A 15,722-nucleotide genomic window follows, 5' to 3' on the forward strand; every position below is an offset into this window, starting at 1 on the left:
CTCCTCTCCCTCGCGTGCCGCGTCCCTCCCCCCCCCCCCCCCCCCCCCCCCCCCCCCCCCCCCCCCCCCCCCCCCCCCCCCCCCCCCCCCCCCCCCCCCGGCGGCGGGTGTCCTCGGTGCCGTCACCGGGTGCGACCAGGCGTTGGAACACCTGCCGCGCCGCCTCCCGGTCCGGCTCGGGTAACGCGTCGTAGACCTGTTCGGCGGTGCGCGCCAGGGCGTGCTCGACGCCGCCCGCGTCCTCGTACCCCGCCAACGTGAGCACGGCGCCACGGCGCCGTCGCCACGTCTCGACGAGCACGTGCGAGGCCAGCGGCAGCGCGCCCGACTGGGCGGTGACGTCCGCGATCAGCCGTGCCACCAAGGCGTTCTCCAGCGAGGCTCCCCGGCGGGCGGCGGGTTCGACGACCGCGCGGCGGAACTGCTCGGCGTTCATCGGGCCGACGAGCGACTGCGAGCGGTGCAGCGCGTCGAGCAGCTCGGGGTGGCGGGCGCAGTGGCCGTAGAAGTCGGCGCGCACGCCGATGACGACGTGGGCGGCGCCCGCGGCGTGCGTGAGCGCGTGCACCAACCAGCGGCGGTCGGCTTCCCGGCAGTGGGTGAAGACCTCTTCGAACTGGTCGACCACGAGCAGCAGGTCGTCGGCGGCCCGGCGCAGCAGGACGCGCAGGTGCTCGGGGTCGGCGGCGAGCTCGGCGCGCACCTCGACCGCGGACCGGTCGTCGGCGAGCGCCGCGGCCAACTCCGTGATCGGGTCCGAGCCGGGCGTGACGACCAGGTGCGCGCCCCACTGGGCGGCCAGTCCCGCGCGCAGCAACGACGACTTGCCCGCGCCGGACGCGCCGAACACCCCGACGAAGGGCCGTTCGCGCACCAGCGCCAGCAGTCGGCCCACCTCGGCCTCGCGGCCGAAGAACCGGTCGGCGTCGCCGACCTGGTAGGCGGCCAGCCCCACGTAGGGCGCGTCGCCGTCGTCCGGGCCCTCGGCGGCCAGCTCGCGCCAGCGGGCCGTCCACTCCTCGACGTCTCCCCCGCACGCGCGGACGAACGCCCTGGTCACCGCGAGGCTGGGCAACCTCCGTCCGGCCACCGCCTCGGACAGCGCGGCGGGCGAGTAGTTCGCCAGGCGGCCCAGCTCGCGGTAGGACGGCAGCCCGGCGACGCGGCGCAGCCGCCGCAGGTCGCCCGCGAACTTCAGCACCGGCGTGTCCTCTTCGACCAGCGGACGTTCCGTGCGCGGCACCCCGATCCCCCTTCGACGCCTCGAATTCTCCCGGCGAGGACCACCGGCGGACACCGTCGCGGGGCGGCCCATCGCACGTTGCGCAACGTTGCGCAAGGCCCGGAAGGGCGCAAGCACGGCGTCCGATCCGTCCCCCGCACCCGGGTCCGCACGGCCGCTTTGCGAGCCCGTAACCCGAATGGCGGATGCCGACCAGGTGGCACAGCCTGACACTAACACCGTTCTGGGAGCGCTCCCAGAAGCGGGCGGAGGCACCCGCGCGTCCACGTCGTCGATCAACGAAGATTTGGCGGTCACACACATGCTTCGCTTCTCCGAAGACGTCCCCGACCGGCGCCGCCGGGCACCGGGAACCCCGACGAAGGTCGTGCCGGCCCGCGGCAAGGCCGCCGTCTGGCGGGCGTCCGCGATCCTCGGCGCCTGCCTGACCCTGCTGACGACCGTGCTGGTCACCTTCGGCGCGGGCAACGCCTCCGCGCACGGCGCGGTCAGCGACCCACCCTCGCGCCACTACGGCTGCTACAACCGCTGGCCCAACGGCCCGTCGCAGCAGATGGCCACCGAAGACCCCATGTGCTACCAGGCGTGGCAGGCCGAGCCGGCCGCGATGTACAACTGGAACGGCCTGTTCCGCGAGGGCGTCGCCGGCAACCACCAGGGCGCCATCCCCGACGGGCAGCTGTGCAGCGGCGGCCTGACCTTCAACGGCCGTTACGCCGCGATGGACAAGGTCGGCGCGTGGGTCGCCCCGAGCAAGCCCAGCCGGTTCACCCTCAACCTGAACGACACGTCCTCGCACGGCGCCGACTACATCCGCGTCTACGCCACCAGGCAGGGCTTTGACCCCAAGACCCAGGCCGTGAAGTGGAGCGACCTGGAACTGGTCGGCCAGACCGGCAGGATCCCCACCGGCACGCGCACGCCCGTCGAGGTCAGCGCGCCCGGCCGCTCCGGCCACCACGTCCTGTTCACGGTGTGGCAGGCCAGCCACCTCGACCAGAGCTACTACGCGTGCAGCGACGTGAACTTCACCGACGGTGGCACCACGACCACCACCACCCCGACCAGCACGACGACCACGACCACGACGACCACCACGACGACGACCGGGAACCCCTCGGCGGGCTGCTCGGCCACCTTCCGGGTGACCTCGCAGTGGAACGGCGGCTTCCAGGTCGAGGCGCGCGTGACCGCCGGCGCGACGGCGATCTCCGGCTGGGCGGTGAGCTGGACGTTCACCAACGGTGAGCGGATCAACTCCTCGTGGAGCGCCACCCTGACCACCAGCGGGTCCACCGTCACCGCCCGCAACGCCGCCTACAACGGCTCGGTGGGCGCGGGCGCGAGCACCACGTTCGGGTTCGTCGCCTCCGGCACCGCCGGGACGCCGACCCTCACCTGCACCGCGTCCTGATCCCGCGGGTCCGCCCGCTGCCTCGACGGCGGCGGGCGGACCCGCGCACGTCAGCCCGCCTGCCGGCTGAGGTGCTCCCACTTGGCGAGTTCGGCCCTGCGGGCGCCGTCCAACTCCTGGACCATGTCGTAGGCCGCGGCGCCCAGGATCAGCCGCTTCGGCGGTTCGGGCAGGTCCACCACCTGCGTCAGGACCGCGGCGGCCAGTCGCGGGTCGAAGTCCTCGGACTCGGCCCACAGCCCGTTCAGCCAGGCGCGCAGCGGCGCGTAGGCCGGGTTCTCCCCGGTCGTCGTCAGCCCGAGGGTGAACAGGTCGGTCCGGTAGCCGCCGGGCTGCAGGATCGTCACCTTGATCCCGAAGCGCTCGACCTCCATCGCCAGGGCCTCGCTCATGGCGTCGAGCGCGGCCTTGCCCGCGCTGTACAGGCCGGTCGCCGCGAAGCCCCCGGCCGAGCCCATCGACGAGACCTGCACGATGTGACCCGAGCCCTGTGTCCGAAGGAGCGGGACGACCGCCTGGTTCACCCAGAGCGCGCCGAAGAAGTTGACGTCGAGGTGGGCGCGAGCCTGCTCCTCCGTGACCTCCTCGACCATGCCGAGCAGCGCGCCACCGGCGTTGTTGACGACGACGTCGAGCCGGCCGAACGCCGCGAACGCCCGCTCCACGCCGACCACGACGGCCTGCCGGTCGGACACGTCCAGCGGGAAGGCGACCAGCCTGCCGCCGGACTCGGCGACGAGGTCGGCCAACGGCGTGACGTCGCGGGCCACGCCGACGACCCGATCGCCCGCCGCGAGCGCGGCCTCGGTGAACGCGCGCCCCAGACCACGCGAGGCGCCCGTGATGAACCAGGTACGAGAGTGGTCGCGCGTCATGACGTCTCCCCAATTTGTGAGACGATACGTTCCGTCTCGATGCCCGGAACTCTGGCAGACGCCACGGCACAAGTCAAGACGGACCGTCTCGTTCCGAGTACAGTGCCGCCATGGCCACCAGCACCACGCCGAACAGCACCCGTCGCAGCGAGCGGTCCCGGGTGGCGATCCTCACCGCGACGCGCGAGCTCATCGGCGACCTCGGGTACGCCAAGCTGACGATCGAGGCCATCGCCGCCCGCGCGGGCGTGGGCAAGCAGACGATCTACCGCTGGTGGCCGTCGAAGGGCGCGGTCGTCTTCGACTCCCTGCTGGCGCTGAGCGAACGCCCCGACGGCGGCGGCATCGAACTGCCGGACACCGGCGACGTCGAGGCCGACCTCAAAGCAGTCCTGCGCGCGACGGCGGCCGAGTTCGCCGATCCCGGGTTCGAGGCACCGATCCGGGCGCTGAACACGGAGATCATCAACGACCCCGAGCTCGCCGCCGCCTACCGGGAGAAGATGGAACGGCCGATGCGCGAGGCGAAGCGACGACGGCTGCGCAGCGCCCAGGAGGCCGGCCAACTGTCCCCCGACGCCGACCTGGACCTCGTCATCGACCTGCTGTACGCGCCACTGGCCCAGCGCTGGCTGCTGCGCTCCGGCCCACTGGACGACGCCTTCGCCGACGCCCTGGTCGCCGCCACCCTCCGCGCCTTCCGCCCCTGAAGCCCGATACCGGCGGAGCTGCCGTGGCCAGGCGAGTCGTTCGATCGGCTTGTTTCGCCCATTTGCCGGGTGACGCCGCGGCACGGACCTTGCGCAGCCTCAGGCCGGACTGCTGCTCTTGGCTCAAGGGTGCACACCAGCCGGAGGAAGGAACTCACATGCCGCGGCGACCGGTATCCGCAGGCCTGGTAGGCCTCTGCCTCGCGTCCGTCCTGTGGCCGGCCCCTGCCGCGGCCGCGCCGAGTGCCGACCTGGAAGGCTGGTTCACCGACGATGACGTCGCCATCCGCGCGGAACCCCGCCTCTCCGCCCGCATTCACGGACGAGGCTATCGGGATCACAAAGTCACCTTGCACTGCTACACCGTGGGGGATGACGTCGACGGGATCAAAGACTGGCTGAAGCTGACCGACCGGACCACCAACGTCCGGGGGTTCTCCTCGGCGAAATACGTCAGCTTCGATTGGCACCATGAGGCCCCGTCGAAGTGCTGAGGGCCGGACATCGACGTAGCGCGCGGGGCGACCGGTTTCTCAGCGGCTCAGGCGCTGGAACCGACCACGTGGTCAACCGTGGACGTGGACCGGCGGGACGTCGGATCCGGCGGGTGGCGCGAGCCATGCCGCCACCGTCTCCACCTCGACGGTCCGGCCGGTCCGGTCGCGCACCTGCGTGCTGACGGCCCGCACCAGTTCCGGACACCGCAACAGGCCTCTTGCCACGTGGTGATCGCCCCGCCGGCGCGCCACGAGACCCAGCACGACCCAGGATTGCCGCTGTTCGAGCGCGTCCAGGCACAGTTGGCGCGCCTGGACGAGGTCACCGGTCAGGTAGGCGCGCCGGGCCGGGGACAGTGCGGTGTCGTCGTCGAGCGACGCCGAGCGGAGGAAACCCAGCTTGGTGTCGAGCACCTGCGTCCCGATCCCGTCCACCCACGCGGCACTCGAAGGCCTTGTCCCGGCGAGCCACATCTCCGCCAGAGCGCTCACGCGGCCGCCGTTCGGCACGACGTGCGCCAGCCTCCACTCCGCCCGGTGGTCGATGACGGCCTCGAGGGCGGCCGACAGCACGTCGGCAGGCGGCTCGTCCGTGCAAGCCGCCAGGCGATCGACGATGCCGCGCACGAAAGCACGACCGGCCGGTGTGAGCTCAGGTCGGTCGACGACCGCCACCGCGACGTCGTAGGCCTGGCGTCGCCAGTACGCGTACTCGAACCACGCCTCGGGAGAAGCGTCGATCCGACATCGTCGCTGCCAGAACCCGGTCACCGCGGAGAACGCGTACACCCCGTGCAGAACGCCCTGCAGCGGACGGGGATCGTCACGCCAAGCCGTGTAGAGCAGCGCGCCGCGGTCCCCGTCGAGCAGGTCGACCAGATCCAGCAGCCCGGACAGCTTGGTGTGGTGGAACTCGTGCACGAGCGTCTCCGCCAACCGCACGGGTCGAGCAGGGCGGGTGAGCATGACCGCGCCGAAAGCCTCCTCGGCGGTGGCGCTCGTGAAGCCGGTCTCCTCGCGCGTCGACCACGGCACCACCACTGTCATCGTGGTTGCCATCGCCCTCGCCTGCGCGGCGTCGTTGCGGAACAGCACACCCCAAGCCTCTCGCCACATCTCGTTCCACAGCCCGACCTCCTCGGGCCCGGGCTGCGTCGGCGAGCGGTGGGGCCGCGTTCGCTCGAGCCCGCGGAACGGATCGTGGGAGTCCAACCGGGCCACCGCTCGGGGGGCGGTGAGCACCGGGATCGGGTGCCAGCCGGGTGTCGTCGTGGTGAGGTCGCGCGGCAGCCGCACCGCCGCGCCGCGGAACGACATGTCGGAACCCGGCCGGAACAGGGCATGACCGGATTCGGGTGCCGGGAACGCGGCGAACCCGATGCCCGGTATGACCGCAGTGCCGTCGTGAACCGGCACGGGCACTTCGACGTCCACGCCCGCGACGACCTTCGCCGCGGCGAGCAGGCTCCACAGGTACCCCGCGTCCTGCCACAACGGCAGCGACCCGTCCCCGGTCCCGTGCAGTCGGCGTACCAGCCAACCCAACCACCGACCCACCTGTGGGTAGAGCAGGACCGAACGGACCGCTTCGGGCTCGTCGTCGTGCAGTTGGGTGAGTTCGTCCCACGCCAGCTCCACCGGAGGCAGGGGCCCGGCGGCGTCCTGCCGGTCGCGCAGCAGGCGGACGACCTCGTCGATCAGCAGCACCCGAGGTCCCCACCGGCTGGCGCCGAGCAGGGTGAGCACCCGGTCGTCACCCGATCCGAATGCCCGCAAGTCCGCCGACGGCAGCCCGTTCACCCCGGCGATCCTTCCTTCGGCGGCGCACCGTCGGAAACGGCTTCACCGTCCTGGGCCTTCGGTTCCCGCTCCACGCGCTCGGACGGGGACCGCAGTTCCGTCGCCGGCCTGGAATCGGGCATCGGGTTGGACTGGGCCTCCGTGCTGGAGTAGTCGAACCCGCCGCCGCCGTCGTGACCGCCCATGCTGGACGTGGTGGCCTGAGCACGCCTGATCAACCGCCGGGTGATCCGGTCGGTGCTCTCCGGATCGAGTGACCGGATGTCCATGATGGACAGACCGTCGAGCTCCCGCGGGTCCGGACCGTTCACGAATCAGACCCGTTCTCCCCGGTTGACGAGGACGACGTGGACAGGAGGTCGAGCACGCGTGCGCGGTACCACCGGCTCTCCTCCGTCTGCGGGTGGTCCTCGCCCAGCACCGCTGATCGAGAGTTGGCCACGGCGTCGAACAGCACGAAGGCCTCGTTCAACGCCTCCAGGTCCAGCAGCACGCACGCCATGTTGTAGCGCACCGTCAACGTGTCGGGATGCGCCTCGCCCAGGGTGTCCGAGTTGACCCGCCAGACGTCGGTGAACTCCGCCAGGGCTTCCGAGTAGTGACCCCGCCGATGGAGCACGGTAGCGCGTTCGTGTCGTGTGGCCAAGGTGATCGGGTGGTCCTCCCGCAGCCGCTCACCGGTGACGTGGAGGATGGCGTCAAGCGCGCGCTCGGCCTGGTCGAGGTGTCCCACGTCCCGGAGGTCCCGCGCCCACTCGTACCGCGCCGCGAGGAGCGCCAGGTGCTCCGGGGCGAAGGTGGCCGACGCGGTCTCTATGGCGTCCCGCAGTTCCGCCTCGGCTTCCTCGATCCGTCCCTGACCCCGCAGCGACCTGGCGATGTGGTGCCGGACGTCGAGCACGTACCGACTGGGTACTCCTTGGGGCAGCACGAACAGGTATCGCAACTCCCGCTCCGCCTCCGCGTGCTTGCCCAGGTTGACCAGCGCGAGGGCGCGAAGGTACCGGCTCGCGAGGGTCTCCGGGTCGTCCTCGGCGTGGCCCGCCTCGACCAGGGTGCGGAAGAGCTCGTCGAGCACCGCTTCCGCGTCGGTGAAGCGGCCGACGGCCATCAGCGCGCGGCCCAGTCCGCGACGCGCGGACAGCAGATGTGGGTCGTTCCGGTCGAACAGCGGCAGGCTCAGCTCCAGGACGCGTTCGTACTCGCCGAGCGCGGCTCGGAACTCACCGTTCTCCAGGAGCGCGCGTGCGTGGTGGCGCCTGCCGTGCAGGGTCTCGGGGTGCGACGGGCCGAAGCGCTGCTCGCGCAGGCTCACCACCGACCGGAGCACTCCCACGCTCTCCTCGAAGTACCCGGCCGTGTAGTGGTGACGGGCGGCCAGGACACCCAGTGCGGTGGTGGTCAGGACCTGGTGGTCGCTCGCGCCCGGGGTGTCGACGAGGAGCCGCACCACCGCGGTGCAGTGCGACGCCAACAAGCTCCAGTGCGACCACGTGCCGGGATCGTCCGGGGACAGGCGCGCGGTGGCGCGTTCCAGCAGCGCGGTGACCAGGGACAAGTAGTCGACGCCATGGCCGGAGCGGATACCGGCTCGCACGACCGGGTGTATGTCGAGGGTGCGTCCCGCCTCGCCGGAGGTGATCGAGATCAGGCGCAGGCCCGCGAGCCCCTGCAACGCGTCCCGGAGGCCGCGGTGGGTCAGGCTCGCGAAGCGTCGATCCGCGCGCAGCACCTCGGAGTCGAGCACCATCTGGTACGGCAAGGAGGTCTCGGCGAAGCAGGAGAGCAGCCTCAACAGCGGCCGGGCGATGTCGTGGCCTTGGGTCACGAGCAGTTCCAAGGACAGTTCCCAGGTGGCGAAGATGTCCCGGCGGGCTTGCTCGGATCCACTCGACCGACCAACGGTGTTCACGGCCACGTCGGCTAGCCGGTGGGCGAACGCGGTGCGGTACGCGGCGAACGTGACGGGTTCGTCGTCGTCAGGCCAGACCGCCCTGGCCGTCGTCGCCAGGTAGGAGCCGGCGAGGTCCAGGGCCAGCGGCAAGCCGCCCAGGTCCGCGGCCAGCAGTTCGGCTTCCCGCACGTCACCCGCGTCGGGGGCCAGGTCGAGGAGCACGCGCGCGGCGTCGGGCAGGGGAAGCGGATCCACTTCGTGGAACGTCACCCACGACCCCCAGCGCTCGCGGCGGGTCTCCCGACTGGTGACGAGGACCGTCCCGAGAGGCGTGCGCGGTGCGCGCAGCCAGCCGGTGCCGTCCGCCAACGCGCGCCCGGCGGCGGAGGCGGCGTCGAGGTCGTCGAGGTTGTCGAGCACCAGCAGCCACGGATCGGGTAGCACGTCCAGCTTCCGCCACAGGACGTCTGCCGGGTGCAGGTGGTCGAAGTCGACGGGAGCCGCGCCGGCGTCCGTTGCCACCGCCCGCAGCGCCGCCGACAGACCGGTCGCGTCCGAGGCCGACACCCACCACGTGTGCCGGTGATCGTGGTCGAGTCGATGGGCGACTTCGAGGGCGATCGTGGTCTTCCCCGTGCCCCCGAGCCCGCACAGCGCCCACACCCTCGGTGCGTCGATCGGGTCCGTCCTGCGCCGCACGCCTTCGGTCAGCGTCGCCACGAATGCTTCACGCCCGTGCAGTCGGTTCGAGGCGACCCGGCGGTGCGGCACCGCCAAGGGCGTGGAGGGCGGAAGCGGGTTCTGCGGCGTGACGGCGAAGTGCGCGACATCAGCGGCGGCGTGCACATGGACGTCACCGGTGATGGTGCCCCCTTGGATCACCGTCCCGGCGGAGCCGCTGAAGTCGTTCGTGGTCTCGGAACGTTGCTCCGGGTTACCGGTCAACCGAACCTCATTCCCTGCGACATCCGGAGCCTCACCACGATGATCCCGGGCCTCGGAGCATCCTCGCCCGCAATACTGCGGAAGGGGGAGGGGTGGTCGGTGAAGCGACGCTGTGCTTGCGGAGAACGACTCCGTGCAGGTCAGGCTTACCGGTGACAGTCGTTGGGATGGTCGTCGAGTCGCCGCGGTCAGCTGATGCCGGGTCGGCCGAACGAGCCGCAGGTCGACGTCGCCGCGGCGGTCGGGCGATCGTCAGGGGTGCATCCGGGCACCCTTGAGGGCCTTGTCGACGGCGTTGCGCGGGCCGTGCACGCCGATGCCCACCAGGTCCAGCTCGGCACGCGGCACGGCTCGCACGGCGGCGCGGTTGTCCGCGTCGTTGCCGGTGGCGAACAGGTCGGAGGTGAACACCGCCGACGTCAGCCCCCGCGCGACCACCTTGGCGTGCGCGGTGGTCAGCACCTCCTTGCCACCGGTCAGCACGAGCACCGGTTGGCCGAGCATCGGCAGGTACCGCGTGCCGTCCGCGTCCTCGTACGGCTCCCCGACGGCCTCCGGCACGGCCGAGGTGAGGGCGCCGGCCAGGAAGGCGGTCACGTTCAACGCCTGCCACGGCGCCAGGTCGTCGCGGAGCAGGACGGCGAACTTCGTCTCGAATCGTTCCACCCGCACACCGTCGCCGAACCGGGCGGCGCCCGTCTTGTACGTTCTTGACGTGGGCCCCGACATCGCCGCGTGGCGGCCCGCCGTGCCGGGCATCGCCGAGGTGCTGCACGCGCGCTTCACCGACCACGCCTACCCAGCGCACACGCACGACGCGTGGACGTTGCTGCTGGTCGACACCGGCACGGTGACCTACGGCCTGGACCACCGCGAGCACGGCGCACCGCCCGCGTCGGTCACCCTGCTCCCACCGCACGTGCCGCACGACGGCCGCAACGCCACCTCCGAGGGCTTCCGCAAGCGAGTCCTCTACCTCGACACGTCCGTCCTCGGCACGAACCTGGTCGGCGCGGCGGTCGACCACCCCGCGTTCGCCGACCCGGCGCTGCGCCTGCGCGTGCACCAGTTGCACGGCGTGCTGCACGGCGGCGACGAGTGGGAGGCCGAGTCGAGGTTGGCGCTGGTCCGGGACCGGCTGCGCACCCACCTGACCCGGCGCCCGCCGAGGACACCTGCCGCGGAGCCCGGCCTCGCCCGCACGTTGCGGGACCTGCTGGACGCCCACGTGACCGACGGCCTCACCCTGACCGACGCCGCGACCCGGCTGGCCGCCGCCCCGGAACGCCTGGTCCGCGCGTTCACCCGCGAGTTCGGCCTGCCACCGCACCGCTACCTCACCGGCCGCCGCGTCGACCTGGCCCGCCGCCTGCTGCTCGACGGCCTGCCACCGGCCGAGGTGGCACCGGCCGTCGGCTTCTACGACCAGTCCCACCTGACCCGGCACTTCCGCCGGATGCTCGGCACCGCACCGGGCGCTTACGCGCGATCGGGCACCTCACGCGCAGTCCGCTACCGCACCTGACCCGCTCACGACCACGACAGGACCACCCGTCCGTCGCCGCAGTATTGCGGGACCGCGCGGAAGTCCGGTCTGGATGATGCGGGGGTGCGAGTTGGTGACGAGTCCGACGGGCCCGCGGCGGCGGCCGGGAACGGGACCGGCGGCTCCGGGGCCGTGGCGAACGCCGTGGCGAACGTCGCGGCGGCCACGTCGGGTGGTGTGGTCGTGCAAGCGGGACGGGACGTGAACCTGCGGACCGGTGAGCCGGTCCGGACCCGGTACCGGCACCAGGTGCTGAGGATCGCGCCACGCGAGCTGATCGGTCGCGGGTCGGAGTTGGCCGACCTGGCGGCGTTCTGCTCCGAGGAGTCGGCCGACGGCTGGTTCCGGTGGTTGAAGGCGGCGGCGTGGGCGGGCAAGTCGGCGTTGCTGTCCTGGTTCGCGGTGAACCCGCCGCCCGGCGTGCGGGTGGTGTCGTTCTTCGTGACGGCGCAGCTCGCCGACCAGGCCGACCGCGTGGCGTTCGTGGAGAACGTGCTGGAGCAGTTGCTCACCCTGCTGGGCGAGCAGATGCCACCGTTCCTGACGCCGGCCACGCGTGAGGCGCACCTGTTGGGGCTCTTGGAGGACGCGGCCTCACTCTGCGCCGAACGCGGTGAACGCCTGGTGCTCGTCGTGGACGGGCTGGACGAGGACCGGGGCGTCGGCACGGGGCCGGACTCGCACAGCATCGCCGCGCTGCTCCCGGCCCGCCCGCTGAAGGGGTTGCGGGTCGTGGTGGCCGGACGGCCCGACCCGCCCGTGCCCGACGACGTGCCGGAGGGCCACCCGCTGCGCGACGGCGGGATCGTGCGGGAGCTGGAGGTCTCGCCGGAGGCACGCGCGGTGCGCGCGGAGATGAAGCGCGACCTGAAGCGCCTGCTCGCCGGCCGCCCCGAACGCGACCTGCTCGGCCTGGTCGTCGCCTCCGGAGGCGGGCTGACCGCGGACGACCTCGCGACGTTGACCGGCACCCTCGCCTGGGAGGTGCGCGAACACCTCGGCACGGCGACAGGGCGGAGCTTCACCCGGCGCGACAACGACCTCGCCCCCGGCACGGCGCCCGAGGTGTACCTGCTGGCGCACGGCGACCTGCGGGTCACCGCCGCGGAGATGCTGGGCGCGGAAGCGGTGTCCGCCTACCGGGAGCAAGTCCACCGGTGGGCCGCGGGGTACCGGGACCGGGGTTGGCCCGCGGAAACGCCGGAGTACCTGCTGCGCGGCTACCTCTTCATGCTGCTCACCACGGCTGACGTCGGGCAGGCCACCGCCCTGTGCACCGATCCCGTCCGCCACGAACGGCTGTTCGCGCACACCGGTGACGACCGCGCCGCCCTCGCCCAGCTCGCGGCGACCCTCGACCGCCACGTCACCGGCGACGCGCCGGACCTCCTCGCGGTCGCCCGCCTGGCGGTGCACCGCGACCACCTGACCGATCGCACCACGCGCGTGCCGCCGGACGTGCCCAGGCTGTGGGTCCGCATGGGCCGGGCCAACCGGGCGGTCTCGTTCGCCCTGGCGGTCACGGACGACCACCGGCAGAGCTCCATGCTCGTGTCGGTCGTGGACGCGCTGGTCGACGAGGGCCTGCACGACCAAGCCGCGGAGACCGCCGCCCTCATCCCCACCGCGTCCCGCCGCGGCACCACCCTGGTCTCCCTCGCCCGGACCCTCACCGCCACCGGACGGCACGGCCAAGCCGCGGACCTCCTCGACCAAGCCGTCACCACCGCCCTGTCCACCGACGACCCCGACCACCGGAGCCTGGTCCTGGTCGCCGTGGTCGACGCGCTGGTCGACACCGGTCGGCCCGACCGGGCCGCGGAGACCGCCGCCCTCATTCCCACGCCGGCCCGGCGCGGCACCGCCCTGGTCCACGTCGCCGGCGCGCTCACCGCCACCGGACGACGCGACCAGGCCGCGGACCTGCTCGACCAGGTCGTCACGACCGCCCTCGCCCTCGACGACCCCCGACGCCAGAACCCGCTCCTGGCCGACGCGGTCGGCGCGCTGTTCCACAGTGGACTGCACGACCGGGCGATCCGGACGGCCGCCACGATCACCAACCCCTTCCGCCAGGGTGAGGTGCTGACCTCCGTGGTCAGGTCGTTGATCAGGGCCCGCCTCCACGACCGGGCCGTCGAGGCCGCGCGTGCCGTCGCCGACCCCGGCTGGAAGGGCGCCGCGCTGGTGTCGGTGATCGAGTCGCTGGCGGCGGAAGGCTCGCACGGGCGGGTCCAAGACCTCCTGGAGGAGGTGACCGGGGCCGTCCGCGCCATGCCCAACCCGTACCAGCGGAACACCGCGTTCGTGTCGATGGCCAGGGCGCTCGCCACCGCCCACCACGACGACCGGGAGGACCGGCCCGAGCGCGCCGCCCTCGCGCCCACCGACCACGCCTGGTCGGGATCGTCCCTGGCGTCGGTGGTCACCACGCTGACCCGCGCCGGTCACCACGACCGGGCGGCGGAGACCGCGCGCTCGATCACCGATCCGGCCGCGCGGCGAGCCGCCCTGGTGTCCGTCGCGGACGCCCTGGTCGAGGCGGAGCAGCACGACGAGGCGGAGTACGCCGTCGTGTCCGCCACCGACCGCTACCGGCGCAACGCGGCGTTGGCGTCCGCGGCGAAGGCGCTGGCGGACGCCGGCCTGCCCGAGCGGGCCTTGGCGACCGGCCGCTCGATCGTCGGGCGGCCCGAGACCGCCCCGGTCGTGGCGTCGCTGGTCGAGGCGGGCATGTTCGACCAGGCCGTGGAGGTCGCGGTCGACGCGGGCGACAGCTCGGTGCTGGCGTCGGTCGGCCGGAGCCTGGTCGAAGCCGACCGGTGCGCGTTGGCCGTCGAGGTCGCCCGGCTGATCACCGACGACGACCAGCGGGACCTGCTCCTGACGGCGGTGGCCGAGTCCCTGGTCGAGGCGGGACTGCCCCACCTGGCCCTGGACACCGCCGCGCGGTCGATCACCGACGCCTACCGCAAGGTGTTGGCGCTGGTCCCGATCGTCAAGGCGTTCGCCGAGGACGGCGCCCGTGATCGGGTGGACGAGGTCGCGGACCAGGCGGTCGGCGCGGCACGCTCGATCACCGACGCCTACCGGCGGAGCTGGGCGTTGCGGGTGGTGGTCGGGGTGCTGGCCGTGAACGGGCGGAGCCGCCGGGGCGAGGTGCTCGTGCACGAGATCGTCGACGCCGCCGACGCGATCGGCGACCTCGACCTGCGGTGCCTGGCCCTGGAATCGGCGGCCGGCACGCTCGTCGACGTCGGCCTGCACGCTCCGGCGATCGAGGTCACGCGGTCGATCGCCGACCCCGAACGGCGGGCCGCGGAACTGGTGGCGCTGGCCGAGGCGCTGCACGAGAGCGGCTTCCGCGACCGGGCCGAAGACCTCGTCGACGAAGCCGTCCAGGTCGCGCACACGGCCACGGACCCGTTCCAGGACGGCCGGGCGTTGATGACGCTCGCCGAGGTGCTCGCCAGGGCCGGGCACCCCGTTCGGGCCGTCGCCGTGGTCGGCTTGATCACCGATCCCGACCGCCGCGCCTGGGCTCTGGTGTCCGTGGCGAAGGGGGCGGTCGAAGCACGCCTGCTCGACCGCGCCGAAGAGCTCGCCGACGAGGTCGTCCTGGCGGCGCGCTCGATCCTGGACCCCTACCGGCGGAGCTCGGCGCTGGCGTCGGCCGCCGGGGTGCTGCGTGCTCTCGGCCGGCACGACGAAGCGGAGCGCCTCGTCGACGAGGTCCTCCGGCCCACGCGGTCGGCCATCGACCCCGACCTGCGCGGGTCGGAACTGGTGGCGGCGGTCGAAGCGCTGGCCGAAGGTGGTCTGCACGACCTCGCGGCCGAGGCCGTCGCCCGGATCACCCGCCGCCACCAGCGTGCTTCGGCCCTCGCCGCGGTGGCCAGGGAACTCGCCAAGGCCGGCCGGCACGACCGGGCGGTCGAGACCGCGTCCCTGATCGTCGATCCCCAGCGGCGGAGCTGGTCGCTGCTGTCGGTGGTCGAGGCACTGGTCGAGGCGGGGCGGCACGACCAGGCGATCGCGCTCGCCCGTTCGATCCCCTGGCCGCACCAGCGGGGGCTCGCGATCGCCGGCCTGGCCGAACGCCTCGTCGCGACCGACCGCGAAGACCGCGTCGAAGGCCTGGTCGAGGAACTCGTCAAGGCCGCCGACGAGACCACCGGACCCGACCACCAGGCGCTGCTGCTGGCCGCGGCGTCGAAGGCGATGGCCGTGATCGGCCGCCACGACCGGGCCGCGGACCTGCTGGACCGGTCCGGGGTGGCGATGCGCGGCGTCCACGACCGGTACGACCGGAACTCGGTGCTGGCCGCGATGGCCACCGCCCTCGCCGCCGCGGGGCACGACGACCGGACCGGCAAGACCGTCGAGTCGATCACCGACCCCGACCAGCGCGCCGCGGCCTTGGCGGCGGTGGCCGAGACGCTGGCCACCTGCGGGCGCCACGGCCCGGCACTGGAGGTGATCGACGCCATGGTCGACCCGAACCAGCGGTCCCGGACCACGATGCGGCTGGCGCGCCTGGCCCGGGACACCGCTCCGAGGGACGCGGGCCGCTTGGCCGCCCTCGCCCTGCGGACCGCCCACTGGAGCACGGCCACCACCGATCTCCGCCACGTCTCCCTGCCGACGGTCCTGGCGATGATCGACGAGGTCACCGCGCTCACCCGGATGGGCACGGGCTCGCCCGCGGACGCCGAGCCGCCCGATGCCCCCTCCGGTCAGTACGCCCTCTTCGAGTAGGTCCCCACCCGGTCCTTCGCGCCAACGCCCCCCGAACGGG

The 15,722-nt window shown here is 72.9% G+C and carries 11 protein-coding genes; 5 read left to right on the top strand and 6 right to left on the bottom strand.

Annotation, left to right across the window (positions count from 1 at the left end; genetic code table 11):
- Positions 1-1,243: helix-turn-helix domain-containing protein (locus ACZ7GX_RS23130; protein ID WP_498779400.1), on the bottom strand; the 1,243-nt coding region annotated here is incomplete at its 3' end.
- A gap of 301 nt (positions 1,244-1,544) precedes the next feature.
- Between ACZ7GX_RS23130 and ACZ7GX_RS23135 the strand changes: the two genes are divergently transcribed.
- Positions 1,545-2,657, top strand: coding sequence for a lytic polysaccharide monooxygenase auxiliary activity family 9 protein (locus ACZ7GX_RS23135; RefSeq protein ID WP_498779401.1), 1,113 nt, complete (start codon positions 1,545-1,547; stop codon positions 2,655-2,657).
- 50 nt (positions 2,658-2,707) lie between these two features.
- Here ACZ7GX_RS23135 and ACZ7GX_RS23140 read toward each other — a convergent pair whose 3' ends face one another.
- A complete protein-coding gene (locus tag ACZ7GX_RS23140; RefSeq protein WP_498779403.1) occupies positions 2,708-3,532 on the bottom strand; it encodes an SDR family NAD(P)-dependent oxidoreductase in 825 nt (274 codons plus the stop codon).
- Between the two features lie 110 nt (positions 3,533-3,642).
- On the opposite strand from ACZ7GX_RS23140, the gene ACZ7GX_RS23145 reads away from it, so the two are divergent.
- Together ACZ7GX_RS23145 and ACZ7GX_RS23150 are read left to right on the top strand one after the other, a co-directional pair.
- Complete coding sequence (locus ACZ7GX_RS23145; protein ID WP_498779405.1) at positions 3,643-4,242, top strand: TetR/AcrR family transcriptional regulator; 600 nt, start codon at positions 3,643-3,645, stop codon at positions 4,240-4,242.
- A gap of 158 nt (positions 4,243-4,400) precedes the next feature.
- Positions 4,401-4,736 carry an SH3 domain-containing protein gene (locus tag ACZ7GX_RS23150; RefSeq protein WP_498779406.1) on the top strand — a complete coding sequence of 112 codons (336 nt, stop codon included), beginning with the start codon at positions 4,401-4,403 and terminating at the stop codon, positions 4,734-4,736.
- A 72-nt stretch (positions 4,737-4,808) separates the two neighbouring features.
- Here ACZ7GX_RS23150 and ACZ7GX_RS23155 read toward each other — a convergent pair whose 3' ends face one another.
- The 4 genes from ACZ7GX_RS23155 to ACZ7GX_RS23170 all read right to left on the bottom strand — a co-directional run bounded on the left by ACZ7GX_RS23155 (position 4,809) and on the right by ACZ7GX_RS23170 (position 10,044).
- Positions 4,809-6,539 (bottom strand): HEXXH motif domain-containing protein, encoded by a 1,731-nt coding sequence (locus ACZ7GX_RS23155; protein ID WP_498779408.1) that lies wholly within the window; start codon positions 6,537-6,539, stop codon positions 4,809-4,811.
- A complete protein-coding gene (locus ACZ7GX_RS23160) occupies positions 6,536-6,850 on the bottom strand; it encodes a hypothetical protein (protein WP_498779410.1) in 315 nt (104 codons plus the stop codon). The genes ACZ7GX_RS23155 and ACZ7GX_RS23160 overlap by 4 nt, the downstream gene beginning before the upstream one ends.
- Positions 6,847-9,378: a tetratricopeptide repeat protein gene (locus tag ACZ7GX_RS23165; RefSeq protein ID WP_498779412.1), complete on the bottom strand. Its 2,532-nt coding sequence runs from the start codon at positions 9,376-9,378 to the stop codon at positions 6,847-6,849. The genes ACZ7GX_RS23160 and ACZ7GX_RS23165 overlap by 4 nt, the downstream gene beginning before the upstream one ends.
- Positions 9,379-9,630: 252 nt before the next feature.
- The gene (locus ACZ7GX_RS23170; protein WP_498779414.1) at positions 9,631-10,044 is read right to left on the bottom strand and encodes a DUF2000 family protein; all 414 of its coding nucleotides are present in this window, start codon (positions 10,042-10,044) and stop codon (positions 9,631-9,633) included.
- A 49-nt stretch (positions 10,045-10,093) separates the two neighbouring features.
- Here ACZ7GX_RS23170 and ACZ7GX_RS23175 point away from each other — a divergent pair, with 49 nt between their 5' ends.
- Positions 10,094-10,903, top strand: a complete 810-nt coding sequence (locus ACZ7GX_RS23175) for an AraC family transcriptional regulator (RefSeq protein ID WP_498779415.1) — start codon at positions 10,094-10,096, stop codon at positions 10,901-10,903.
- An 84-nt stretch (positions 10,904-10,987) separates the two neighbouring features.
- Positions 10,988-15,682 carry a hypothetical protein gene (locus ACZ7GX_RS23180; RefSeq protein WP_498779417.1) on the top strand — a complete coding sequence of 1,565 codons (4,695 nt, stop codon included), beginning with the start codon at positions 10,988-10,990 and terminating at the stop codon, positions 15,680-15,682.
- The last annotated feature ends 40 nt before the right edge of the window (positions 15,683-15,722 follow it).

The sequence above is a fragment of the Actinosynnema sp. NPDC037264 genome (genome assembly GCF_055603705.1).